Raw genomic sequence first — 24,064 nt, forward strand, 5'->3', positions numbered from 1 at the left:
TCTCCTTACAGCACTTCTGGGGCGAGCGAGACGATCTTCATGAACTTCTCGGAACGAAGCTCACGGGTCACTGGCCCAAAGATACGGGTGCCGATTGGCTCTTGCTTGTTGTTCAACAGAACAGCAGCGTTGCCATCGAAGCGGATGATGGAGCCGTCAGCACGACGAACGCCGTGACGAGTGCGGACTACAACAGCAGTCATCACTTGACCTTTCTTCACCTTGCCACGAGGAATTGCTTCCTTCACGGTCACCTTGATGATGTCGCCGATGCCAGCGTACCGGCGGTGCGAGCCGCCCAGTACCTTGATGCACATGACGCGACGAGCGCCGCTGTTATCGGCCACATCGAGCATGGATTGAGTCTGAATCATAGAATTTCTCCGACCCCTAGCCCTTAGACTTCAACAGCGCGTTCGAGAACGTCAACCAGTGCCCAGGACTTGGTCTTGGCCAGCGGACGGGTTTCACGAATAGTGACCTTGTCGCCGATCTTGCACTGATTGGTTTCGTCGTGAGCGTGCAGCTTAGTCGAACGCTTAACGTATTTACCGTAGATCGGGTGCTTTACGCGACGCTCGATCAATACGGTGATGGTTTTGTCCATCTTGTCGCTGACCACACGGCCAGTCAGCGTACGGACGGTTTTTTCGGCTTCAGCCATGATCACTTACCTGCCTGCTGGTTGAGCACAGTTTTCACGCGAGCGATGTCGCGCTTCACTTGCGAGAGCAGGTGAGACTGCCCCAACTGGCCAGTTGCTTTCTGCATGCGCAGATTGAACTGGTCGCGCAGCAAGCCGAGCAGTTGCTCGTTCAGTTGCTGTGCTGATTTTTCACGAAGTTCATTCGCTTTCATCACATCACCGTCCGCTTAACAAAGGAGGTGGCGAGAGGCAGCTTTGCAGCCGCCAAGGCGAAAGCCTCACGCGCCAGCTCTTCGGAAACACCCTCGATTTCATACAGGACTTTGCCTGGCTGAATCTGGGCAACCCAATATTCCACGTTACCCTTACCCTTACCCATACGAACTTCGAGGGGCTTTTTGGAGATAGGCTTGTCCGGGAATACACGGATCCAGATCTTGCCGCCACGTTTAACGTGACGGGTCAGGGCACGACGCGCTGACTCGATCTGACGAGCGGTGAGACGACCACGAGCTACAGACTTCAGCGCATACTCGCCGAAGCTGACTTTGCTACCGCGCTGAGCCAGACCACGGTTGTGGCCAGTCATCTGCTTGCGGAACTTCGTACGCTTAGGTTGCAACATTTGGCGTACCCCTTACTTAGCAGCTTTTTTACGAGGCGCAGGTGCTTGTGGTTTCAGTTCTTCTTGGCGACCACCAATTACTTCGCCTTTGAAAATCCAAACCTTCACACCGATCACACCGTAAGTGGTGTGAGCTTCGTAGTTGGCATAGTCGATGTCGGCACGCAGGGTGTGCAAGGGCACACGACCTTCGCGATACCATTCAGTACGTGCGATTTCAGCACCGCCGAGACGACCGCTCACTTGGATCTTGATGCCTTTGGCACCAATGCGCATGGCGTTCTGTACGGCGCGCTTCATGGCGCGACGGAACATCACACGACGCTCCAGCTGCTGAGCTACGCTCTGCGCAACCAGCATACCGTCGAGCTCCGGCTTGCGGATCTCTTCGATATTGATGTGCACAGGCACACCCATTTGCTTGGTCAGGTCCTGGCGCAGTTTCTCAACATCTTCACCTTTCTTCCCGATAACGATACCAGGACGAGCGGTGTGGATGGTGATACGTGCAGTTTGGGCCGGACGATGGATATCGATACGGCTTACGGACGCGCTTTTTAGTTTGTCTTGGAGATACTCACGCACCTTCAGATCTGCGAACAAGTAGTCCGCATAAGTCCGACCGTCTGCGTACCAGACGGAGGTGTGCTCCTTGACGATTCCCAGGCGAATGCCAATGGGATGTACTTTCTGACCCATCTGATCGACTCCGTTACTTGTCAGCAACCTTGACAGTGATATGGCAAGACCGCTTGACGATGCGATCAGCCCGGCCTTTGGCACGAGGCATGATGCGCTTCAGCGAACGCCCTTCGTTGACGAAAACGGTGCTGACCTTCAGGTCATCAACGTCTGCGCCTTCGTTGTGCTCGGCGTTGGCTACGGCCGACTCCAGCACTTTCTTCATGATTTCCGCGGCTTTTTTACTGCTAAAAGCCAGCAGGTTGAGCGCTTCGCCCACCTTCTTCCCGCGGATCTGGTCGGCGACCAAGCGGGCTTTCTGGGCGGAGATTCGAGCGCCCGACAACTTAGCGGCTACTTCCATTTCCTTACCCCTTAACGCTTGGCTTTCTTGTCAGCCACGTGCCCACGATATGTGCGGGTACCGGCGAACTCGCCCAGTTTGTGGCCGACCATGTCTTCGTTCACGAGAACGGGGACGTGTTGGCGACCGTTGTGTACTGCGATGGTCAGACCGACCATTTGTGGCAGGATCATCGAACGACGCGACCAGGTCTTAACTGGTTTGCGATCGTTCTTCTCCGCCGCCACTTCGATCTTCTTCAGTAGGTGAAGATCAATAAAAGGACCTTTTTTCAGAGAACGTGGCACTGTCGTATCCCTCTATTTACTTGCGACGACGGACGATCATTTTGTCGGTACGCTTATTACCACGAGTCTTCGCGCCCTTAGTCGGGAAGCCCCATGGCGATACCGGATGACGACCACCGGAGGTACGACCTTCACCACCACCATGTGGGTGGTCAACCGGGTTCATGGCAACACCACGAACGGTTGGGCGAACGCCACGCCAGCGTTTGGCACCGGCTTTACCCAGCGAACGCAGGCTGTGCTCGGAGTTCGAGACTTCGCCCAGCGTTGCGCGGCACTCGGACAGCACTTTGCGCATTTCGCCCGAACGCAGGCGCAGGGTCACGTAGACACCTTCACGAGCGATCAGCTGAGCCGAAGCACCAGCGGAGCGAGCGATCTGAGCACCTTTGCCAGGCTTCAATTCGATGCCGTGGATGGTGCTACCGACCGGGATGTTGCGCAGCTGCAGCGAGTTGCCTGGCTTGATCGGTGCCAGAGCACCTGCAATCAGCTGGTCGCCAGCGCTCACGCCTTTCGGTGCGAGGATGTAGCGACGCTCGCCGTCTGCGTACAGAACCAGAGCAATGTGAGCAGTACGGTTAGGATCGTATTCAATGCGCTCGACGGTGGCAGTGATGCCATCCTTGTCGTTGCGACGGAAGTCGATCATGCGGTAATGCTGCTTGTGACCACCACCGATGTGACGGGTGGTAATGCGGCCATTGTTGTTACGACCACCAGTCTTCGATTTTTTCTCGAGCAGCGGTGCGTGAGGAGCGCCTTTATGCAGCTCCTGGTTGACCACCTTGACCACGAAACGGCGGCCAGGGGAAGTCGGTTTGCATTTAACGATTGCCATGATGCACCCCTTCCTTACTCAGCACTGCTGCTGAAATCGAGATCTTGGCCTGGCTGAAGGGAGATAACTGCCTTCTTCCAGTCATTACGCTTGCCCAGACCGCGAGCAGTGCGCTTGCTTTTACCCAGTACGTTCAGGGTAGTAACACGCTCTACTTTCACGCTGAACAGGCTTTCGACGGCCTTCTTGATTTCCAGCTTGGTTGCGTCGGTAGCAACCTTGAAAACGAACTGACCTTTCTTGTCTGCCAGAACCGTAGCCTTCTCGGAAACGTGCGGGCCAAGCAGAACTTTAAATACGCGTTCCTGGTTCATCCCAGCAGCTCCTCGAATTTCTTCACGGCCGACACGGTGATCAACACCTTGTCGTATGCGATCAGACTAACTGGGTCGGAACCTTGGACGTCACGTACATCGACGTGCGGCAGGTTACGAGCAGCCAGGTACAGGTTCTCGTCGACGGAGTCCGATACGATCAGAACGTCGGTAAGGCCCATGCCATTCAGCTTGCCCAGCAGGTCTTTGGTTTTCGGTGCTTCGACAGCGAAGTCCTGAACCACGACCAGACGGTCGGTACGCACCAGCTCAGCAAGGATGGAGCGCAGTGCTGCGCGATACATCTTCTTGTTCAGCTTCTGGGTGTGATCCTGAGGACGAGCTGCGAAAGTGGTACCACCGCCACGCCAGATAGGGCTACGGATAGTACCGGCACGAGCACGGCCGGTACCCTTCTGACGCCAAGGGCGCTTACCGCCACCACGAACGTCGGAACGGGTCTTTTGCTGCTTGCTGCCCTGACGACCGCCAGCCATGTAGGCCACGACTGCCTGGTGCACCAGCGTCTCGTTGAACTCGCCGCCGAAGGTCAGTTCGGAAACTTCGATCGCCTGAGCGTCATTTACATTTAATTGCATTTTCGCTTCCCCTTAACCGCGAGCCTTGGCTGCCGGACGCACAACCAGGTTGCCGCCGGTTGCGCCAGGAACAGCACCCTTGACGAGCAGCAGATTGCGTTCAGCGTCGACGCGCACAACTTCCAGGGACTGCACGGTCACGCGCTCAGCGCCCATATGACCGGACATTTTTTTGCCCTTGAATACACGGCCAGGAGTCTGGCACTGGCCGATGGAGCCAGGGACGCGGTGGGAAACGGAGTTACCGTGCGTGTTGTCTTGACCGCGGAAGTTCCAACGCTTGATGGTACCGGCAAAGCCTTTACCTTTGGACTGACCGGTAACATCTACCAGTTGGCCCGCTGCGAAGAGTTCAGCATTGATCAAGTCGCCAGCCTGGTACTCGCCTTCTGCAAGACGGAATTCCCAGACGCCACGACCGGCAGCAACGTTCGCCTTGGCGAAGTGACCTGCTTGAGCAGCAGTCACACGCGAAGCACGACGCTCGCCGACAGTGACTTGCACTGCACGATAGCCATCAGTTTCTTCAGTTTTAAACTGGGTGACGCGATTCGGCTCGATCTCAATGACCGTGACCGGAATGGAGACACCTTCTTCGGTGAAAATACGGGTCATACCGCATTTACGACCGACTACACCAATAGTCATGTTGTAAACCTCATGAGTGTACGGGGCTTTCACCCGCTATGGCCGCCCATTTCAGAGCGTTACACGACTAAGACCCAAGTCTTAGCCGAGGCTGATCTGCACTTCCACACCTGCCGCAAGATCAAGCTTCATCAGCGCGTCAACGGTTTTGTCCGTTGGCTGGACGATGTCCAGAACACGCTTGTGAGTGCGGATCTCGTACTGGTCGCGCGCGTCTTTGTTGACGTGCGGGGAAACCAGAACGGTGAACCGCTCTTTACGGGTAGGAAGTGGAATTGGACCACGCACCTGAGCACCAGTACGTTTCGCGGTTTCCACGATTTCCTGGGTGGATTGGTCGATCAGGCGATGGTCAAAAGCCTTCAACCTGATACGGATTTGCTGATTTTGCATTGGATTTCAGACTCCGGCTGCTGTTCCCACCGGGCGCAATGCACCCGTTAAAAGGAGGCGCAATTCTATAGACGCGCCCATCGAGTGTCAACCCAATAAAAAAGCCCCCGCTAAGCGGGGGCCTTTTCAAACGATCAACGATTACTCGATGATTTTGGCTACGACGCCAGCGCCGACGGTACGACCGCCTTCACGGATAGCGAAACGCAGGCCGTCTTCCATTGCGATGGTCTTGATCAGGGTGACAACCATTTTGATGTTGTCGCCTGGCATTACCATTTCAACGCCTTCCGGCAGTTCGCAGTTACCGGTCACGTCAGTGGTCCGGAAGTAGAACTGTGGACGGTAGCCTTTGAAGAACGGAGTGTGACGACCGCCTTCTTCCTTGCTCAGCACGTAGACTTCAGCTTCGAACTTGGTGTGCGGCTTGACCGAACCCGGCTTGACCAGAACCTGGCCACGCTCGACGTCGTCACGCTTGGTGCCGCGCAGCAGCACGCCGCAGTTCTCGCCAGCACGACCTTCGTCCAGCAGCTTGCGGAACATTTCAACGCCGGTGCAGGTGGTGACGGTGGTGTCACGCAGACCTACGATTTCCAGCGAATCCTGAACCTTGACGATGCCGCGCTCGATACGACCGGTAACAACGGTACCGCGACCGGAGATCGAGAACACGTCTTCGATTGGCATCAGGAATGGCTTGTCGATGACACGGACTGGATCTGGGATGTAGCTGTCCAGAGTCTCAACCAGTTTACGAACGGAGCTGGTGCCCATTTCGTTGTCGTCTTTGCCTTCCAGCGCCATACGAGCCGAACCGATGATGATCGGAGTGTCGTCGCCTGGGAAGTCGTAGGTCGACAGCAGGTCACGAACTTCCATCTCTACCAGTTCCAGCAGCTCGGCGTCGTCTACCAGGTCGGCCTTGTTCAGGTAAACCACGATGTACGGAACGCCAACCTGGCGGGACAGCAGGATGTGCTCACGGGTTTGTGGCATCGGACCATCAGCGGCCGAGCAAACCAGAATCGCGCCGTCCATCTGGGCAGCACCGGTGATCATGTTCTTCACATAGTCAGCGTGACCTGGGCAGTCAACGTGAGCGTAGTGACGGATCAGCGAGTTGTATTCAACGTGCGCGGTGTTGATGGTGATACCACGAGCTTTTTCTTCTGGAGCGCTGTCGATCTTGTCGAAGTCGACGATTGCGGAACCGAAAACTTCGGAGCAAACGCGAGTCAGAGCAGCAGTCAGAGTGGTTTTACCGTGGTCAACGTGACCAATGGTGCCAACGTTGACGTGCGGTAGGGAACGATCAAATTTTTCTTTAGCCACGACAATTAACTCCTTGCCTAAAGGACTGAATCAGCCTTGTTTTTTGGATACAGTTTCAGCGATGTGCGCCGGAGCTGTGTTGTATTTTTTGAATTCCATAGAGTAGCTTGCGCGACCCTGGGACATGGAGCGAACGTCGGTCGCATAACCGAACATCTCACCCAACGGAACCTCGGCGCGAATCACTTTGCCGGAAACCGTATCTTCCATACCCAAGATCATGCCGCGACGACGGTTAAGGTCGCCCATGACATCACCCATGTAGTCTTCAGGTGTAACAACTTCTACCGCCATGATCGGCTCAAGCAACTCACCACCGCCCTTCTGGGCCAGTTGCTTGGTTGCCATGGAGGCAGCGACCTTGAACGCCATCTCGTTGGAGTCGACGTCGTGGTAGGAACCGTCGAAAACGGTCGCTTTCAGGCCGATCAGCGGATAGCCGGCAACAACACCGTTCTTCATCTGCTCTTCGATACCCTTCTGAATCGCCGGGATGTATTCCTTGGGAACCACACCACCGACGACTTCGTTCACGAATTGCAGACCTTCCTGACCTTCGTCAGCAGGGGCAAAACGGATCCAGCAGTGACCAAACTGACCACGACCGCCGGACTGACGAACGAACTTGCCTTCGATTTCACAGTTCTTCGTGATGCGCTCACGATAGGAAACCTGAGGCTTACCGATGTTGGCTTCGACGTTGAACTCACGGCGCATCCGGTCAACCAGGATGTCCAGGTGCAGCTCGCCCATGCCGGAGATGATCGTCTGACCAGTCTCTTCATCGGTTTTAACGCGGAAAGATGGATCTTCCTGAGCAAGCTTGCCCAGAGCGATACCCATTTTTTCCTGGTCATCCTTGGTCTTGGGCTCTACGGCAACCGAAATAACCGGCTCCGGGAAGTCCATGCGAACGAGGATGATCGGCTTGTCACCGTTGCACAAGGTTTCACCAGTGGTGACGTCCTTCATGCCGATCAAGGCCGCGATGTCGCCAGCGCGTACTTCCTTGATCTCTTCGCGGGCGTTGGCGTGCATCTGCACCATACGACCCACGCGCTCTTTCTTGCCCTTGACCGAGTTGATCACGCCGTCGCCGGAGTTCAACACGCCCGAGTAAACACGGACGAAGGTCAGGGTACCCACGAATGGGTCAGTGGCAATTTTGAATGCCAGAGCGGAAAACGGTTCTGCGTCGTCTGCATGACGCTCCAGCTCGATGGTCTCGTCATCCGGGTCAGTACCCTTGATGGCAGGAATATCGACCGGAGCCGGCAGGTAGTCGATCACAGCATCGAGAACCAGGGGAACGCCCTTGTTCTTGAACGAGGAACCGCAAACAGCCAAGACGATCTCGCCAGCGATGGTACGCTGACGCAGAGCAGCCTTGATTTCGTCGTTGGTGAGTTCTTCACCTTCGAGGTACTTGTTCATCAGCTCTTCGTTGGCTTCAGCCGCAGCTTCGACCATGTTGTTGCGCCATTCGTCAGCCAGTTCCTGCAGCTCGGCAGGGATAGGCTTGCGAACAGGAACCATGCCTTTGTCAGCATCGTTCCAATACACAGCTTCCATGGCCAACAGATCGATCTGGCCCTGGAAATTGTCTTCGGAACCGATAGCCAGCTGGATAGGCACCGGAGTGTGGCCCAAACGCTGCTTGATCTGACCGATCACGCGTAGGAAGTTCGCGCCAGCACGGTCCATCTTGTTTACGTAAACAAGACGAGGAACGCCGTACTTGTTGGCTTGACGCCATACGGTTTCCGACTGAGGCTCTACACCCGAGGTACCACAGAACACAACGACAGCGCCGTCGAGTACGCGCAGGGAACGCTCAACTTCAATGGTGAAGTCTACGTGGCCCGGGGTATCAATGACGTTGAAGCGATGCTCGTCCTTGTACTGCTTCTCGGAGCCCTTCCAGAAGGCGGTGATAGCAGCAGAAGTGATGGTGATACCACGCTCCTGCTCCTGAACCATCCAGTCTGTGGTCGCGGCGCCGTCATGCACCTCGCCCATTTTGTGGCTTTTGCCGGTGTAAAAAAGGACGCGCTCGGTGGTCGTGGTTTTACCAGCGTCCACGTGAGCAACGATACCAATGTTACGGTAGCGGTTAATCGGTGTAGTACGAGCCATAAAGCCCTCGCAAAATTAGTGACGCTGAATTTAGAAGCGGTAGTGCGAGAACGCTTTGTTGGCTTCAGCCATACGGTGAACGTCTTCACGCTTCTTAACTGCAGCACCTTTGCCTTCGGCAGCGTCCAGCAGTTCGCCGGCCAAGCGCAGAGCCATCGACTTTTCACCGCGCTTGCGCGCGAAGTCTACCAGCCAGCGCATTGCCAGGGCGTTACGACGGGACGGACGAACTTCGACCGGAACCTGGTAAGTAGCACCGCCTACACGGCGCGACTTCACTTCGACCAGCGGAGCGATGGCGTCGAGAGCTTTCTCGAAGATTTCCAGGGGGTCGCTGTTCTTGCGTTCTTTAACCTTGTCCAGCGCGCCATAAACGATACGCTCGGCAACGGCTTTCTTGCCGCTTTCCATCACGTGGTTCATGAACTTGGCCAGGATCTGGCTGCCGTATTTTGGATCGTCAAGCACTTCGCGCTTGGCTGCTACGCGTCTTCTTGGCATGGATAAGCCCTCAAACGGTCTTCAGGTTAGCTCGGGACAGGCCCGACCTTACTCTTATCGACTCAGAAAAATAGATAACTGCAGTGTGCAAACGCCGATTACTTCGGACGCTTGGTACCGTACTTCGAACGACCTTGGTTACGACCTTTGACGCCGGAGGTATCCAGGGAGCCGCGAACGGTGTGGTAACGAACACCTGGCAAGTCTTTTACACGACCGCCGCGGATCAGTACCACGCTGTGCTCTTGCAGGTTGTGGCCTTCACCGCCGATGTACGAGGAAACCTCGAAACCGTTGGTCAGGCGCACACGGCATACTTTACGCAGTGCCGAGTTAGGTTTTTTCGGCGTGGTGGTGTACACACGGGTGCACACACCACGACGTTGCGGGCAGTTCTGCAGCGCAGGTACGTCGGATTTCTCGACGATACGCTTGCGCGGCTGACGTACCAGCTGGTTGATAGTTGCCATCTACTAGCTCCACTGTTGTCTTGCGACGCTATTGTCTTGCAAGAAAAGCAAAAATGGCAGGAATCAATCCCGCCAAATTTAGGGGTACAAGAGTCTAAAGAGGATCTCGTCCCCAGTCAAGACAAGGCCCCGGCCTCCCCTGCCAACTCCGCTGCGACATTTTGTGTCGTTGCGGAGTTGGCAGGGGCTACCAGGGCCCCGTCATCACTACCGCTGGTCTCAATTACCGCTTGAGTTCAGCGCTTCGGTCAACGCAGCTTCCACTTCACTGGCGCTGACGCGAGTCGGTTTGTCGAGTTCACGGCGACGCTTGCGCTCGCTGTGATACGCCAGACCGGTACCAGCCGGGATCAGACGACCCACGACCACGTTCTCTTTCAGGCCGCGCAGGTAATCGCGCTTGCCGGTGACTGCCGCTTCGGTCAGTACTCGAGTGGTTTCCTGGAAGGAAGCCGCCGAGATGAACGATTCGGTGGACAGCGACGCCTTGGTAATACCCAGCAGCACGCGAGTGAATTTCGAAACGAATTTCTCGTCCGCACTCAGACGCTCGTTTTCACCCAGTACGTGGGTCAGTTCCATCTGGTCGCCCTTGATGAAGCTGCTGTCGCCGGACTCGGAGATTTCGACCTTGCGCAGCATCTGACGCAGAATCGTCTCGATGTGCTTGTCGTTGATCTTCACGCCCTGCAGACGGTACACGTCCTGAATCTCGTTGACGATGTACTTGGCCAGCGCACTCACACCCAGCAAGCGCAGGATGTCATGCGGGTCACTCGGACCGTCCGAGATAACTTCGCCGCGGTTCACTTGTTCGCCTTCGAAGACGTTCAGGTGACGCCACTTCGGAATCAGCTCTTCATACGGATCGGTGCCGTCGTTCGGCGTGATAACCAAGCGGCGCTTGCCTTTGGTTTCCTTGCCGAAAGCGATGGTGCCGCTGACTTCCGCCAGGATCGAAGCTTCCTTCGGACGACGCGCTTCGAACAAGTCGGCAACACGCGGCAGACCACCGGTGATGTCGCGAGTCTTCGAAGTTTCCTGTGGAATACGGGCGATAACGTCACCCACACCCACTTGCGCACCATCCGCCACGCCGACTAGGGCATTGGCTGGCAGGAAGTACTGGGCCGGTACGTCGGTACCTGGCAACAGCAGATCCTTGCCATCGACGCCAACCATCTTCACTGCCGGACGAATTTCCTTGCCCGCAGCTGGACGGTCCTTGGCATCGAGCACTTCGATGTTGGTCAGGCCGGTCAATTCGTCTGTTTGACGCTTGATCGTGATGCCTTCTTCCATGCCCACGTAGGTCACGGTACCTTTCATCTCGGTGACGATTGGGTGAGTGTGCGGGTCCCACTTGGCCACGATAGCGCCAGCGTCGACCTTGTCGCCTTCCTTCACCGAAATCACTGCACCGTATGGCAGCTTGTAACGTTCGCGCTCACGACCGAACTCGTCGGCAATCGCCAACTCACCCGAACGCGATACTGCAACCAGGTTGCCGTCCAGACGCTCGACGTGCTTCAGGTTATGCAGGCGGACAGTACCGCCGTTCTTCACCTGGACGCTGTCGGCAGCCGAGGTCCGGCTTGCCGCACCACCGATGTGGAACGTACGCATGGTCAGCTGGGTACCCGGCTCACCGATGGACTGGGCGGCGATAACGCCGACCGCTTCACCGATGTTCACCTGGTGACCGCGAGCCAGATCACGGCCGTAGCACTTGGCGCAGATACCGTAACGGGTTTCGCAGCTGATCGGCGAACGCACGATGACTTCGTCGATGCTGTTGAGCTCGATGAATTCAACCCACTTTTCGTCCACCAGCGTACCGCCCGGAACGATCACCTCGTCGGTGCCAGGCTTGAACACGTCGCGGGCGATCACTCGACCCAGAACGCGCTCGCCCAGCGGCTCGACGACGTCACCGCCTTCGATGTGCGGCGTCATCAGCAGACCGTGCTCGGTACCGCAGTCGACTTCGGTAACGACCAGATCCTGTGCAACGTCAACCAGACGGCGAGTCAGATAACCGGAGTTAGCTGTCTTCAACGCGGTATCCGCCAGACCCTTACGAGCACCGTGAGTCGAGATGAAGTACTGAAGTACGCTCAAGCCTTCACGGAAGTTCGCGGTGATCGGCGTCTCGATGATCGAGCCGTCCGGCTTGGCCATCAGGCCACGCATACCGGCCAGCTGGCGAATCTGAGCAGCCGAACCCCGTGCACCGGAGTCAGCCATCATGTACATCGAGTTGAACGATTCCTGGTCCACTTCGTTGCCATGACGATCGATGACCTTCTCTTTCGAGAGGTTCGACATCATTGCCTTGGACACTTCGTCGTTGGCCTTGGACCAAAGGTCGATCACCTTGTTGTACTTCTCGCCCTGGGTTACCAGGCCGGAAGCATACTGGCTCTCGATCTCTTTCACTTCGTCGGTCGCGGTACCGATGATGCGAGCTTTCTCATCCGGGATAACGAAGTCGTTAACACCGATGGAAACGCCGGAAATGGTCGAGTAGGCAAAACCGGTGTACATCAACTGGTCAGCGAAAATCACGGTCTCTTTCAAACCAACCACGCGGTAGCACTGGTTGATCAGCTTAGAGATCGCCTTCTTCTTCATCGGCAGGTTGACGACATCGTACGACAGACCTTTTGGCACAACCTGGTACAACAAGGCACGGCCGACAGTGGTGTCGACAATACGAACGTTGCTCACGCTGCCGCCGTCACGGTCGTTGACGGTTTCGTGGATACGCACTTTGACCTTGGCGTGCAGTGCGGCTTCGCCGGCACGGAACACACGGTCAACTTCCTGCAGATCCGCGAACACACGACCTTCGCCTTTGGCGTTGATCGCTTCACGCGTCATGTAGTACAGACCCAATACAACGTCCTGCGACGGAACGATGATTGGCTCACCGTTGGCTGGCGACAGGATGTTGTTGGTCGACATCATCAGCGCACGGGCTTCGAGCTGGGCTTCCAGGGTCAACGGTACGTGGACCGCCATCTGGTCGCCGTCGAAGTCGGCGTTGTACGCAGCACAGACCAGAGGGTGCAGCTGGATAGCCTTGCCTTCGATCAGTACCGGTTCAAACGCCTGGATACCCAGACGGTGAAGGGTCGGTGCACGGTTGAGCAGCACGGGGTGTTCGCGAATCACTTCGGCAAGAACGTCCCATACTTCCGGCAGCTCGCGCTCGACCATCTTCTTGGCGGCCTTGATGGTGGTCGCCAGACCACGCATTTCCAGCTTGCCGAAAATGAACGGCTTGAACAGTTCCAAAGCCATCTTCTTCGGAAGACCACACTGGTGCAGGCGCAGGGTCGGGCCCACGGTAATAACCGAACGACCCGAGTAGTCGACGCGCTTGCCGAGCAAGTTCTGACGGAAACGACCCTGCTTACCCTTGATCATGTCAGCCAGGGACTTCAGGGGACGCTTGTTCGAACCGGTAATGGCACGACCGCGGCGACCGTTGTCGAGCAGTGCATCCACAGCTTCCTGCAGCATGCGCTTTTCGTTGCGCACGATGATGTCGGGAGCCGACAGATCCAGCAGGCGCTTCAAACGGTTGTTGCGGTTGATCACTCGACGATACAGATCGTTGAGGTCGGAAGTCGCAAAGCGACCGCCATCCAGCGGAACCAGTGGACGCAGGTCTGGCGGCAGAACCGGCAGAACGGTCAACACCATCCACTCAGGCAGGTTGCCGGAGCCCTGGAAGGCCTCCATCAACTTCAGGCGCTTGGACAGCTTCTTGATCTTGGTTTCCGAGTTGGTCTGCGGAATCTCTTCGCGCAGGCGGCCAATCTCGTGTTCCAGGTCAATGGCGTGCAGCAGCTCACGAACGGCTTCGGCACCCATGCGGGCATCGAAATCGTCGCCGAACTCTTCGAGTGCTTCGAAGTACTGCTCGTCGTTCAGCAGCTGACCCTTTTCAAGGGTGGTCATGCCCGGGTCGATAACGACATAGCTCTCGAAGTAGAGAACGCGCTCGATATCACGCAGGGTCATGTCCATCAGCAGGCCGATACGGGACGGCAGCGACTTCAGGAACCAGATGTGGGCGACTGGCGAAGCCAGTTCGATGTGAGCCATGCGCTCGCGGCGAACCTTGGCCAGTGCAACTTCGACGCCGCACTTCTCGCAGATCACGCCACGGTGCTTCAAGCGCTTGTACTTGCCGCACAGGCACTCGTAGTCCTTGACCGGGCCAAAGATCTTGGCGCAGAACAAGCCGTCACGCTCGGGCTTGAACGTACGGTAGTTGATGGTTTCCGGCTTTTTAACTTCACCGAAGGACCACGAACGGATCATTTCAGGCGACGCGAGGCCGATACGGATCGCATCGAACTCTTCGACTTGACCCTGGTTTTTCAGCAAATTCAGTAGGTCTTTCAAGGCCTTTCCTCCTGGCGGAGCAGGGAGTGGACGGTAGCCGCCCACTCCCGATTCGCGTCACGTGTTATTCGGTTTCCAGATCGATGTCGATACCCAGAGAACGAATCTCTTTGATCAGCACGTTGAAGGACTCGGGCATGCCCGGCTCCATACGGTGATCGCCGTCCACGATGTTCTTGTACATCTTGGTACGGCCGTTCACATCGTCCGACTTCACTGTGAGCATTTCTTGCAGGGTGTATGCCGCGCCGTATGCTTCCAGCGCCCACACTTCCATCTCCCCGAAACGCTGACCACCGAACTGCGCCTTGCCACCCAGCGGCTGCTGGGTAACCAGGCTGTAGGAACCAGTGGAACGCGCGTGCATCTTGTCGTCCACCAAGTGGTTCAGCTTCAGCATGTACATGTAGCCAACGGTGACCGGACGCTCGAACTTGTTGCCGGTACGACCATCGAACAGCTGCATCTGGCCGCTTTCCGGCATGTCGGCCAGTTTCAGCATGGCCTTGATTTCGCTTTCCTTGGCACCGTCGAACACCGGGGTGGCCATTGGAACGCCGCCCTTGAGGTTCTTCGCCAGGTCCAGGATTTCCTGGTCGGAGAAGGTTTCCAGCTGCTCTTGACGGCCACCGATCTCGTTGTAGATCTCGGTCAGGAACTTGCGCAGATCAGCTACCTTACGCTGCTCTTCGAGCATGGTGTTGATCTTCTCGCCCAGGCCCTTGGCCGCGAGGCCCAGGTGGGTTTCGAGAATCTGACCAACGTTCATGCGCGATGGTACACCCAGTGGGTTGAGTACCACGTCCACCGGCGTACCGTTGGCGTCGTGCGGCATGTCCTCGACAGGCATGATCACCGAGACCACACCTTTGTTACCGTGACGACCGGCCATCTTGTCACCCGGCTGGATGCGACGGCGGATGGCCAGGTAGACCTTGACGATCTTCAGCACGCCTGGAGCCAGGTCATCGCCTTGCTGCAGCTTGCGCTTCTTGTCTTCGAACTTGTCGTCCAGCAGACGGCGGCGATCGACGATATAGGCCTGAGCCTTCTCGAGCTGCTCGTTGAGCGCGTCTTCGGCCATGCGCAGCTTGAACCACTGACCGTGTTCCAGGCCGTCGAGGACCTCGTGGGTGACCTCGGTACCTTTCTTCAGGCCAGCGCCGCCTTCGACCATCTGCCCCATCAGGGCCGAGCGCAGACGTTCGAAGGTCGCGCCTTCGACGATGCGGAACTCTTCGTTCAGGTCCTTGCGGATTTCGTCCAGCTGGCTCTTCTCGATCGACAGTGCACGAGCATCACGCTCGACGCCGTCACGGGTGAAGACCTGTACGTCGATGACGGTACCCTTGGTGCCGGTAGGCACGCGCAGGGAGGTGTCCTTAACGTCGCTGGCCTTCTCGCCGAAGATCGCACGCAGCAGTTTTTCTTCCGGAGTCAGTTGGGTCTCGCCTTTCGGAGTGACCTTGCCGACCAGGATGTCGCCGGCGCCGACTTCGGCACCTACGTAAACGATACCGGCTTCGTCCAGCTTGTTCAGCGCCGCTTCGCCCACGTTCGGAATGTCGGCAGTGATTTCCTCTGGGCCAAGCTTGGTGTCACGGGCCACACAGGTCAGTTCCTGGATGTGGATCGTGGTGAAGCGATCTTCCTGAACCACACGCTCGGACAGGCAGATGGAGTCTTCGAAGTTGAAGCCGTTCCACGCCATGAACGCGATGCGCATGTTCTGACCCAGCGCCAGTTCACCCATGTCGGTGGATGGACCGTCGGCCATGATGTCGCTGCGCTGAACCACGTCACCCTTGTTCACCAGCGGACGCTGGTTGATGCAGGTGTTCTGGTTCGAGCGGGTGTACTTGGTCAGGTTGTAGATGTCGACACCGGCTTCGCCAGTCTCGACTTCGTCATCGGCAACCCGGACCACGATACGGCTGGCATCGACGGAGTCGATCACGCCACCGCGACGAGCCACGACGCAGACGCCGGAGTCACGGGCAACGTTGCGCTCCATGCCGGTACCTACCAGCGGCTTGTCGGCACGCAGGGTCGGTACAGCCTGACGCTGCATGTTCGAGCCCATCAACGCACGGTTGGCGTCGTCGTGCTCGAGGAACGGAATCAGCGATGCGGCAACCGAGACGACCTGCTTGGGCGAAACGTCCATCAAGGTGACGTCTTCCGGCGCCTTGACGGTGAATTCGTTCAAGTGACGTACGGCCACCAGCTCGTCGATCAGAACCTTCTTGTCGTTCATCGTGGCCGAAGCCTGAGCGATCACGTGATCGGCCTCTTCGATGGCGGACAGGAACACGATCTCGTCGGTGACCAGAGCGTCCTTCACCACACGGTACGGGCTTTCCAGGAAGCCGTACTGGTTGGTGCGCGCATAGGCCGCCAGGGAGTTGATCAAGCCGATGTTCGGACCTTCCGGCGTTTCGATCGGGCACACGCGACCGTAGTGCGTCGGGTGAACGTCGCGCACTTCGAAGCCGGCACGCTCGCGAGTCAAACCACCAGGGCCGAGTGCAGAGACACGACGCTTGTGGGTGATCTCGGACAGCGGGTTGTTCTGGTCCATGAACTGCGACAGCTGGCTGGAACCGAAGAACTCTTTCACCGCGGCAGCAACAGGCTTGGCGTTGATCAGGTCCTGCGGCATCAAGCCTTCGCTTTCGGCCATCGACAGGCGTTCCTTGACCGCACGCTCGACGCGTACCAGGCCTACACGGAACTGGTTCTCGGCCATCTCGCCGACGCAGCGAACACGACGGTTACCCAGGTGGTCGATGTCGTCGACGATGCCCTTGCCGTTGCGGATGTCGACCAGGGTCTTCAATACGGCAACGATGTCTTCCTTGCTCAGAACACCCGAACCTTCGATCTCGGTACGACCGATACGACGGTTGAACTTCATCCGGCCGACCGCAGACAGGTCGTAGCGCTCGGGGCTGAAGAACAGGTTGTTGAACAGGGTCTCGGCGGCATCCTTGGTTGGAGGCTCGCCTGGACGCATCATGCGGTAGATTTCCACCAGCGCTTCAAGCTGATTGCCGGTAGAGTCGATCTTCAAGGTGTCGGAGATGAACGGACCACAGTCGATATCGTTGGTATACAACGTCTCGATGCGAACGACCTGCGCCTTGGCGATCTTGAGCAGCAGGTCGGTGGTCAGTTCGGTGTTGCACTCGCACAGGATCTCGCCAGTCGCCGGGTGCACGATGGCCTTGGCCGTGGTGCGACCCAGAACGTAGTCCAGCGGCACTTCCAACTGCTTGATGTTGGCTTTTTCGATCTGGTTGATGTGTCGAGCCGTGATGCGGCGGCCTTGCTCGACAATCACCTTGCCTTTCTCATCGAGGATATCGAGAACGGCAATTTCACCGCGCAGGCGCTGGGGCACCAGTTCCAGGCTGAGCACTTCGCCCTGCACGTGGAATACGTTGGTGGTGTAGAACGCATCGAGGACTTGCTCGGTGCTGTAGCCCAGAGCGCGCAGCAGTACCGAGGCAGGCAGCTTGCGACGACGGTCGATCCGGACGAATACACAGTCTTTCGGATCGAACTCGAAGTCCAGCCAGGAGCCACGGTAAGGAATGATACGGGCCGAATAGAGCAGCTTGCCCGAGCTGTGCGTCTTGCCACGGTCGTGGTCGAAGAACACACCCGGCGAACGGTGCAGCTGGGAAACGATGACGCGCTCGGTACCGTTGATTACGAAGGTACCGTTCTCGGTCATCAGGGGGATTTCCCCCATGTAGACTTCCTGCTCCTTGATGTCCTTGATCGCTTTGTTCGACGATTCTTTGTCGAAAATGATCAGGCGCACTTTCACGCGCAGCGGCACAGCGTAGGTCACGCCACGCAGTACGCACTCTTTGACGTCAAAGGCCGGTTCGCCCAGACGATAACCAACGTACTCCAGAGCAGCGTTGCCGGAGTAGCTGATGATCGGGAAAACGGATTTGAAGGCCGCATGCAGACCGACATCACGGAACTGGTCCTTGGTCGCGCCCGCCTGCAAGAATTCGCGATACGAATCCAGCTGGATAGCCAAGAGGTACGGTACGTCCATGACGTCCGGCAACTTGCTAAAGTCCTTGCGGATACGTTTTTTCTCAGTATATGAGTAAGCCATCAGCGTTCCCCAGCTTGGTCACCTGCTTGTGGCTTCTCCCGACGGGAGCAGCCAGAAAATCGTGCAAACCCCGTGGTTTGCGCCACCCTTGGGTGGTTACAGCGCGTTGCCGGCGTCGACCTGATCGACTGCCAGTAACGGAAAAAGGCCGGTGGCATGAGCCACCAGCCATCAGCCTTTCGCTTGACGCTCGGGCTGGAGACGCAAGGTCGATGCTTACTTCAGCTCGACTTTGGCGCCTGCTTCTTCCAGCGTTGCTTTGGCTTTGTCGGCTGCGTCTTTGGCAACAGCTTCCAGAACCATGGCAGGAGCGCCGTCAACTACAGCCTTGGCTTCTTTCAGGCCCAGACCGGTCAGTTCACGAACTGCCTTGATCACGTTTACTTTCTTCTCGCCAGCTTCCAGCAGCATGACGTTGAATTCGGTTTGCTCTTCAGCAACAACTGCAGCAGCAGCTGGGCCAGCAGAAGCAGCGGCAGCGGAAACGCCGAATTTTTCTTCGAAAGCTTTGATCAGCTCAACAACCTGCAGAACCGACATTTCAGCTACGGCGTTGAGGATATCGTCTTGGGAGATAGACATTGCTGTATTTCCTGAATTGGGGGACGGCCTACACGGCCATCGAAATAAACAAAAAAGCGCGAGAGAAAATGCTCAGCCTCAGGCTGCAGCAGCTTCTTTTTGCTCGCGAACTGCGGCCAGAGTACGAGCCAGCTTGCTGGTAGCGCCTTGAATCACGCTCATCAGCTGCGAAATGGCTTCGTTACGGGTCGGCAGTGTTGCCAGTACGTCGATTTGGTTAGCTGCGAGGAACTTGCCCTCGAACGCAGCTGCCTTGATCTCGAACTTGTCCTGACCCTTGGCGAATTCCTTGAACAAGCGAGCAGCAGCACCCGGGTGTTCGGTAGAGAATGCGATCAGGGTCGGGCCGGTGAACACGTCGTTGAGGACACTGTATTCAGTGTCGGCAACAGCGCGCTTGAGCAGGGTGTTACGTACGACACGTACGTATACGCCAGCTTCACGAGCCTCTTTACGGAGTCCGGTCATAGCGCCTACTGTCACACCACGGGCATCAGCCACGACAGCGGACAGAGCAGCTTTGGCAGCCTCGTTGACTTCAGCGACGATGGCCTTCTTGTCTTCGAGATTAATTGCCACGGGTTTAACTCCTGCTTGTTACCGTTTCATCTGGCCGAAGCCGGATGTCGTTTTGGTGTCTGATTCGGTAAGGAACCGGGAGCACCATCTGCGTAGGCTTGAGGTTTAAGGCTTGCGCCGCCTACGGTCTTGGATAGCCCCCGCCAGGCAGGGACCCCAATTTTTCAGCCAATGGCACGGTCACCCGCGCCACCAGCAAAGTCTTACGCGTCCAGCGAGCCTTGGTCGATGACCAGACCTGGGCCCATGGTGGTGCTCAGGGTGACGCGCTTGACGTAGATGCCTTTCGAGGAAGCCGGCTTGATGCGCTTCAGATCAGCGATCAGGGCTTCAACGTTTTCCTTCAGCTTGACGGCGTCGAAACCGACCTTGCCAACGGAAGTGTGGATGATGCCGTTCTTGTCGGTGCGGTAGCGAACCTGACCAGCCTTGGCATTCTTGACGGCGTTGGCGACGTCTGGCGTCACGGTACCGACTTTCGGGTTAGGCATCAGGCCACGTGGACCGAGGATCTGACCCAATTGACCAACAACGCGCATGGCATCCGGGGATGCGATGACGACGTCATAGTTCAGGTCGCCGCCTTTCATTTCGGCAGCCAGGTCGTCCATGCCTACGCGGTCTGCGCCGGCAGCCAGAGCGGCTTCGGCAGCTGGACCCTGGGTGAACACGGCAACCCGTACGGTCTTGCCAGTGCCGTGCGGCAGCACAGTAGCGCTACGTACGACCTGGTCGGATTTACGTGGGTCAACGCCCAGGTTCACGGCCACGTCAACGGACTCGCTGAACTTGACGGTGGACAGTTCGGTCAGCAGCGCAGCTGCGTCTTCGAAGTTGTACAACTTGCCTGCTTCGATCTTGGAAGCAATAGCTTTTTGGCGCTTGGTCAGCTTAGCCATTACACACCCTCCACGTTGAGGCCCATGGAGCGAGCAGAACCGGCGATGGTACGCACGGCTGCTTCCATGTCAGCGGCAGTCAGGTCCGCATTCTTGGCTTTTGCGATGTCTTCGAGCTGAGCGCGAGTCACGGTACCGACTTTAACGGTGTTCGGACGAGCCGAGCCGCTGGTCAGGCCGGCTGCTTTCTTCAGCAGTACCGAAGCAGGGGTGCTTTTGGTCTCGAAGGTGAAGCTGCGGTCACTGTAGACAGTGATGATTACAGGAGTCGGCAAGCCGGCTTCTTGGCCCTGGGTACGGGCGTTGAAGGCCTTGCAGAATTCCATGATGTTCACGCCATGCTGGCCCAGAGCCGGGCCGACGGGCGGGCTAGGGTTGGCCTGGCCGGCCTTTACTTGCAGCTTGATGTAAGCCGTGATTTTCTTAGCCATGAGCTACTCCACTATTGGGTACGAGCGCCTTTCGGCTCCCCAGTTGCTTGCGTTTTATCCCAGTGACGACAAAACCCCGCAGCTTACGCCTGCGGGGTATGGGATCCGTTTCCAATCAGACCTTTTCGACCTGACTGAACTCGAGCTCTACCGGAGTAGAGCGACCGAAAATGAGCACCGCGACCTGGATCCGGCTCTTTTCGTAATTGACTTCTTCGACGGTGCCGTTGAAATCCGCGAAAGGACCATCGGTCACACGAACGACTTCGCCCGGCTCGAACAGCGTCTTTGGCTTGGGCTTGTCGCTACCGTCAGCGACGCGACGCAGGATAGCTTCAGCTTCCTTGTCGGTAATCGGAGCAGGCTTGTCTGCCGTGCCGCCGATGAAACCCATGACCCGAGGCGTGTCCTTGACCAAGTGCCAAGTACCTTCGTTCATGTCCATCTGCACCAGCACATAGCCTGGAAAGAACTTGCGTTCGCTTTTACGCTTTTGGCCATTTCGCATCTCGACCACTTCTTCAGTGGGGACGAGAATTTCGCCAAAACCGTCTTCCATACCAGCCAGCTTTACACGCTCGATCAAAGAGCGCATAACATGCTTCTCGTAACCCGAGTAAGCATGCACAACGTACCAACGCTTAGCCACGGGACACCCTTAGCCAACAATCAAGGAAACAAGCCAGCCGAGCAGGGAATCGAGCCCCCACAACAGCAACGCCATGACCAGAACGACCGCTACTACGATCAGCGTGGTCTGTGTGGTCTCTTGGCGAGTCGGCCAAACGACTTTACGTATTTCGGTGCGTGCTTCCTTAGCCAGGATGAAGAACGACTTGCCTTTGGCAGTCTGCAGCGCCACATAGGCGGCCACAGCGGCAATAGCGAGAAGCGCAAGCACCCGGTACAGGATCGGCGACGCGGAGTAGTACTGATTACCAACCACGCCAACCACAACCAAAGCGATAACAACGAGCCACTTCAGCAGATCGAAACGAGATTCTGGGGCTTCAGCCTTGGGAGTCATCTAGGAGGATCCTGTGAAAAGAAAGCCAGACACACCAAGTGAATCTGGCAGGTCAGGAGGGAATCGAACCCCCAACCTACGGTTTTGGAGACCGTCGCTCTGCCAATTGAGCTACTGACCTAAAACAAATCAGGCCGAACATTATGCCGACCCGGGAAAGCTATTTCAACACCTGATTGGACTGCCATGTTGCACAAGGACACATCAATCACCCCTGGCACAGACCTCACAACCCAAGATGCCAACAGCAGAGATGCGCAACACCCACAGGAGCGACACACATCTACCATTAAAACAAAGGCAGATATTTTCATATCTGCCTTGCAAAAATGGAGCTCTTGAGCGGATTTGAACCGCTGACCTCACCCTTACCAAGGGTGTGCTCTACCAACTGAGCTACAAGAGCTTGAAACCATGCACAAACAGCAAACTTGGAGCGGGTAGCGGGAATCGAACCCGCATCATCAGCTTGGAAGGCTGAGGTTCTACCACTAAACTATACCCGCGGAGCCTGCAGCTCACGCTAAAAATGGTGGAGGGAGAAGGATTCGAACCTTCGAAGTCGTAGACGTCAGATTTACAGTCTGATCCCTTTGGCCGCTCGGGAACCCCTCCTTAACGTGGCGGCATTTTACGCTATGCCACCTCACTGTCAAGCTTTTTCTCATTAAAATCTTGAGGTTAGCTACATCGACAGCTGTTTCACAGTGCTGGGCTTTCGCACCATCGCTGTGAAGCGGGCGCCATTCTATGCAAACCATCAGGGCCTGGCAATACCCCAGATCAGATTATTTTATGTTTTAAGTCATTGAATTCATTGAGGCCGAACATACACCCACTCACCCGAGGAGGATCGCTCACCGCACTGGCGGGACAAACGTGCCGAGCGCGCCCCATGAGAATGCTCAGCGCTGGGTTTCAGGCTTTTCGTTCAGCAGCTGGATGTGGTGCCTCTCACCCTTGTAGGTAGATAGGGGCGCCAACTCTTTGGGCCGCACGGGAAGCTCCTGGTGGTGCCACCCGGCATAGAACACGTTGAGGACCAACAGCAGTAGTACAAGCCAACGCATCGTCACTCCTCCCTCGGATCGGAAGCTGCGGAAGGCCCGCTGTCTCCTACAAGGCGCAGACTGAGCTCTCCGCCACTGAACACCTGTTCGATGCCACCTACAGAAAGCCGCAGGCCACCTTGGCCATCTATTCCCAACACCCGGCCTTCAATGGCCTTCAACCCGGCACTGAGGACGACAGCCCTGCCCTGCCAAGCATGCAACTCCTCCCACTCCTCCCGCAACTGCTCGAACCCGGACAGTGCGTGACGCTCCAGGTGACTCTGAAGCTGCACGTTGAGTTCGGCAACCAAGTCATTGCGATCGACAAGGCTCATCCGCTGCAGGCGTACGGAAGTCCAAGGCCGATCCACTGCCGTGTTCTGCCTCATATTCACATTGATACCAATACCGATGACGACATGACATACATCACTGGGATCGCCAACCAGCTCCAGCAGTATCCCTGCGAGCTTCTTGTCTCCCACCAGAATGTCGTTAGGCCACTTGAGCCTTGCCTCGCCTACACCTTGCGCATGCAGCGCTCGGACCACGGCAAGCCCCACCACAAGGCTCAAGCCTTCCAGGCGAGCCATACCCCCTTCGATACGCAGCGCCAGGCTGTAGTAGAGATTTTGCGCATAGGGACTTACCCAAGGCCTACCCCGCCGGCCCCGTCCCGCTGTCTGCTGCTCTGCAACGATCAAGAGCGGCATCTGGCTCCCGTCAGCGACGGCACGCAATGCTTCGGCATTGGTGGAGTCGACGCTGTGCATGACACGCAGCTCCCAGCCCGCTGGAGCGCTTGCCGCAAGTGTCTCGCTGGAGAGCGCAGAAACAGGATCGGCAAGGCGATAGCCTTTGCCGCGCACTTTGTGCACATCGATGCCCAGTTCGGCTTGCAGCTGCTGCAGCTGCTTCCACACAGCACTGCGGCTGACCCCCAGAGCCTCGCCCAGCGCTTCGCCAGAGTGAAAATGACCGTCTTTAAGTAGATCCAGCAATGGTGACATAGCGAACTCGGCGTCTCGGTAGGGCGCAATGATAGCGATGGCGGACACTGATTTGAAACGCTAAAAAGACAAAACCCCTACCTGCTT

The 24,064-nt window shown here is 57.0% G+C and carries 26 protein-coding genes and 4 tRNA genes; all 30 read right to left on the reverse strand.

Annotated elements, in window-relative coordinates:
* Window positions 1-5 precede the first annotated feature (5 nt).
* Window positions 6-374: a 50S ribosomal protein L14 gene (gene rplN, locus H7993_RS20085; protein WP_003243907.1), complete on the reverse strand. Its 369-nt coding sequence runs from the start codon at window positions 372-374 to the stop codon at window positions 6-8.
* Window positions 375-397: 23 nt separating this feature from the next.
* Window positions 398-664 carry a 30S ribosomal protein S17 gene (rpsQ, locus tag H7993_RS20090; RefSeq protein ID WP_043192528.1) on the reverse strand — a complete coding sequence of 89 codons (267 nt, stop codon included), beginning with the start codon at window positions 662-664 and terminating at the stop codon, window positions 398-400.
* 2 nt (window positions 665-666) lie between these two features.
* Window positions 667-858, reverse strand: a complete 192-nt coding sequence (gene rpmC, locus H7993_RS20095) for a 50S ribosomal protein L29 (RefSeq protein WP_002555481.1) — start codon at window positions 856-858, stop codon at window positions 667-669.
* Window positions 858-1,271 (reverse strand): 50S ribosomal protein L16, encoded by a 414-nt coding sequence (rplP, locus tag H7993_RS20100; RefSeq protein WP_122475651.1) that lies wholly within the window; start codon window positions 1,269-1,271, stop codon window positions 858-860. The genes rpmC and rplP overlap by 1 nt, the downstream gene beginning before the upstream one ends.
* Window positions 1,272-1,283: 12 nt before the next feature.
* Window positions 1,284-1,970 carry a 30S ribosomal protein S3 gene (gene rpsC, locus H7993_RS20105; RefSeq protein ID WP_003176422.1) on the reverse strand — a complete coding sequence of 229 codons (687 nt, stop codon included), beginning with the start codon at window positions 1,968-1,970 and terminating at the stop codon, window positions 1,284-1,286.
* Window positions 1,971-1,983: 13 nt separating this feature from the next.
* Window positions 1,984-2,316 carry a 50S ribosomal protein L22 gene (gene rplV, locus H7993_RS20110; protein WP_003103908.1) on the reverse strand — a complete coding sequence of 111 codons (333 nt, stop codon included), beginning with the start codon at window positions 2,314-2,316 and terminating at the stop codon, window positions 1,984-1,986.
* A gap of 11 nt (window positions 2,317-2,327) precedes the next feature.
* Window positions 2,328-2,603 carry a 30S ribosomal protein S19 gene (gene rpsS / locus H7993_RS20115; RefSeq protein ID WP_002555486.1) on the reverse strand — a complete coding sequence of 92 codons (276 nt, stop codon included), beginning with the start codon at window positions 2,601-2,603 and terminating at the stop codon, window positions 2,328-2,330.
* Between the two features lie 16 nt (window positions 2,604-2,619).
* Window positions 2,620-3,444, reverse strand: a complete 825-nt coding sequence (gene rplB / locus H7993_RS20120; protein WP_122475653.1) for a 50S ribosomal protein L2 — start codon at window positions 3,442-3,444, stop codon at window positions 2,620-2,622.
* A gap of 14 nt (window positions 3,445-3,458) precedes the next feature.
* A complete protein-coding gene (gene rplW, locus H7993_RS20125) occupies window positions 3,459-3,758 on the reverse strand; it encodes a 50S ribosomal protein L23 (RefSeq protein WP_002555488.1) in 300 nt (99 codons plus the stop codon).
* A complete protein-coding gene (gene rplD / locus H7993_RS20130; RefSeq protein WP_043192522.1) occupies window positions 3,755-4,357 on the reverse strand; it encodes a 50S ribosomal protein L4 in 603 nt (200 codons plus the stop codon). Before rplD ends, rplW begins: the two co-directional genes overlap by 4 nt.
* 12 nt (window positions 4,358-4,369) lie before the next feature.
* Window positions 4,370-5,005 carry a 50S ribosomal protein L3 gene (rplC, locus tag H7993_RS20135; protein WP_043192521.1) on the reverse strand — a complete coding sequence of 212 codons (636 nt, stop codon included), beginning with the start codon at window positions 5,003-5,005 and terminating at the stop codon, window positions 4,370-4,372.
* A gap of 81 nt (window positions 5,006-5,086) precedes the next feature.
* A complete protein-coding gene (gene rpsJ / locus H7993_RS20140) occupies window positions 5,087-5,398 on the reverse strand; it encodes a 30S ribosomal protein S10 (protein ID WP_003186070.1) in 312 nt (103 codons plus the stop codon).
* A 141-nt stretch (window positions 5,399-5,539) separates the two neighbouring features.
* Window positions 5,540-6,733: an elongation factor Tu gene (gene tuf / locus H7993_RS20145; protein ID WP_122475655.1), complete on the reverse strand. Its 1,194-nt coding sequence runs from the start codon at window positions 6,731-6,733 to the stop codon at window positions 5,540-5,542.
* 30 nt (window positions 6,734-6,763) lie between these two features.
* Window positions 6,764-8,869: an elongation factor G gene (fusA, locus tag H7993_RS20150; RefSeq protein ID WP_122475656.1), complete on the reverse strand. Its 2,106-nt coding sequence runs from the start codon at window positions 8,867-8,869 to the stop codon at window positions 6,764-6,766.
* 30 nt (window positions 8,870-8,899) lie between these two features.
* Window positions 8,900-9,370, reverse strand: coding sequence for a 30S ribosomal protein S7 (gene rpsG / locus H7993_RS20155; RefSeq protein WP_010490886.1), 471 nt, complete (start codon window positions 9,368-9,370; stop codon window positions 8,900-8,902).
* A gap of 98 nt (window positions 9,371-9,468) precedes the next feature.
* The gene (rpsL, locus tag H7993_RS20160; RefSeq protein WP_003186084.1) at window positions 9,469-9,840 is read right to left on the reverse strand and encodes a 30S ribosomal protein S12; all 372 of its coding nucleotides are present in this window, start codon (window positions 9,838-9,840) and stop codon (window positions 9,469-9,471) included.
* A 219-nt stretch (window positions 9,841-10,059) separates the two neighbouring features.
* A complete protein-coding gene (rpoC, locus tag H7993_RS20165) occupies window positions 10,060-14,259 on the reverse strand; it encodes a DNA-directed RNA polymerase subunit beta' (RefSeq protein ID WP_122475658.1) in 4,200 nt (1,399 codons plus the stop codon).
* A 64-nt stretch (window positions 14,260-14,323) separates the two neighbouring features.
* Window positions 14,324-18,397, reverse strand: coding sequence for a DNA-directed RNA polymerase subunit beta (gene rpoB, locus H7993_RS20170; RefSeq protein ID WP_185795442.1), 4,074 nt, complete (start codon window positions 18,395-18,397; stop codon window positions 14,324-14,326).
* 216 nt (window positions 18,398-18,613) lie between these two features.
* Window positions 18,614-18,979, reverse strand: a complete 366-nt coding sequence (gene rplL, locus H7993_RS20175) for a 50S ribosomal protein L7/L12 (protein WP_122475662.1) — start codon at window positions 18,977-18,979, stop codon at window positions 18,614-18,616.
* 78 nt (window positions 18,980-19,057) lie between these two features.
* The gene (rplJ, locus tag H7993_RS20180; RefSeq protein WP_122475664.1) at window positions 19,058-19,558 is read right to left on the reverse strand and encodes a 50S ribosomal protein L10; all 501 of its coding nucleotides are present in this window, start codon (window positions 19,556-19,558) and stop codon (window positions 19,058-19,060) included.
* A gap of 203 nt (window positions 19,559-19,761) precedes the next feature.
* Entirely contained in the window at window positions 19,762-20,457 is a 696-nt protein-coding gene (gene rplA, locus H7993_RS20185) for a 50S ribosomal protein L1 (protein ID WP_043192511.1), read from the reverse strand.
* On the reverse strand, window positions 20,457-20,888 hold the full coding sequence (gene rplK, locus H7993_RS20190) for a 50S ribosomal protein L11 (RefSeq protein WP_043192510.1): 432 nt from the start codon (window positions 20,886-20,888) through the stop codon (window positions 20,457-20,459). Before rplK ends, rplA begins: the two co-directional genes overlap by 1 nt.
* 115 nt (window positions 20,889-21,003) lie before the next feature.
* Entirely contained in the window at window positions 21,004-21,537 is a 534-nt protein-coding gene (nusG, locus tag H7993_RS20195; RefSeq protein WP_010443972.1) for a transcription termination/antitermination protein NusG, read from the reverse strand.
* Window positions 21,538-21,546: 9 nt separating this feature from the next.
* Window positions 21,547-21,915, reverse strand: a complete 369-nt coding sequence (gene secE / locus H7993_RS20200) for a preprotein translocase subunit SecE (RefSeq protein ID WP_122475668.1) — start codon at window positions 21,913-21,915, stop codon at window positions 21,547-21,549.
* Window positions 21,916-21,960: 45 nt separating this feature from the next.
* A tRNA-Trp gene (locus H7993_RS20205) sits at window positions 21,961-22,036 on the reverse strand.
* A gap of 209 nt (window positions 22,037-22,245) precedes the next feature.
* Window positions 22,246-22,321 (reverse strand) — tRNA-Thr (locus tag H7993_RS20210).
* A 26-nt stretch (window positions 22,322-22,347) separates the two neighbouring features.
* Window positions 22,348-22,421: transfer RNA gene (locus H7993_RS20215), tRNA-Gly, on the reverse strand.
* A gap of 24 nt (window positions 22,422-22,445) precedes the next feature.
* Window positions 22,446-22,530, reverse strand: a tRNA-Tyr gene (locus H7993_RS20220).
* Window positions 22,531-22,820: 290 nt separating this feature from the next.
* Window positions 22,821-22,985, reverse strand: coding sequence for a hypothetical protein (locus H7993_RS20225; RefSeq protein ID WP_185795443.1), 165 nt, complete (start codon window positions 22,983-22,985; stop codon window positions 22,821-22,823).
* Between the two features lie 2 nt (window positions 22,986-22,987).
* Window positions 22,988-23,977: a bifunctional biotin--[acetyl-CoA-carboxylase] ligase/biotin operon repressor BirA gene (gene birA, locus H7993_RS20230; RefSeq protein ID WP_185795444.1), complete on the reverse strand. Its 990-nt coding sequence runs from the start codon at window positions 23,975-23,977 to the stop codon at window positions 22,988-22,990.
* Between the last annotated feature and the right edge of the window lie 87 nt (window positions 23,978-24,064).

This window comes from Pseudomonas baltica, assembly GCF_014235765.1.
In the GTDB taxonomy this organism is placed as follows: Bacteria; Pseudomonadota; Gammaproteobacteria; order Pseudomonadales; family Pseudomonadaceae; genus Aquipseudomonas; species Aquipseudomonas baltica.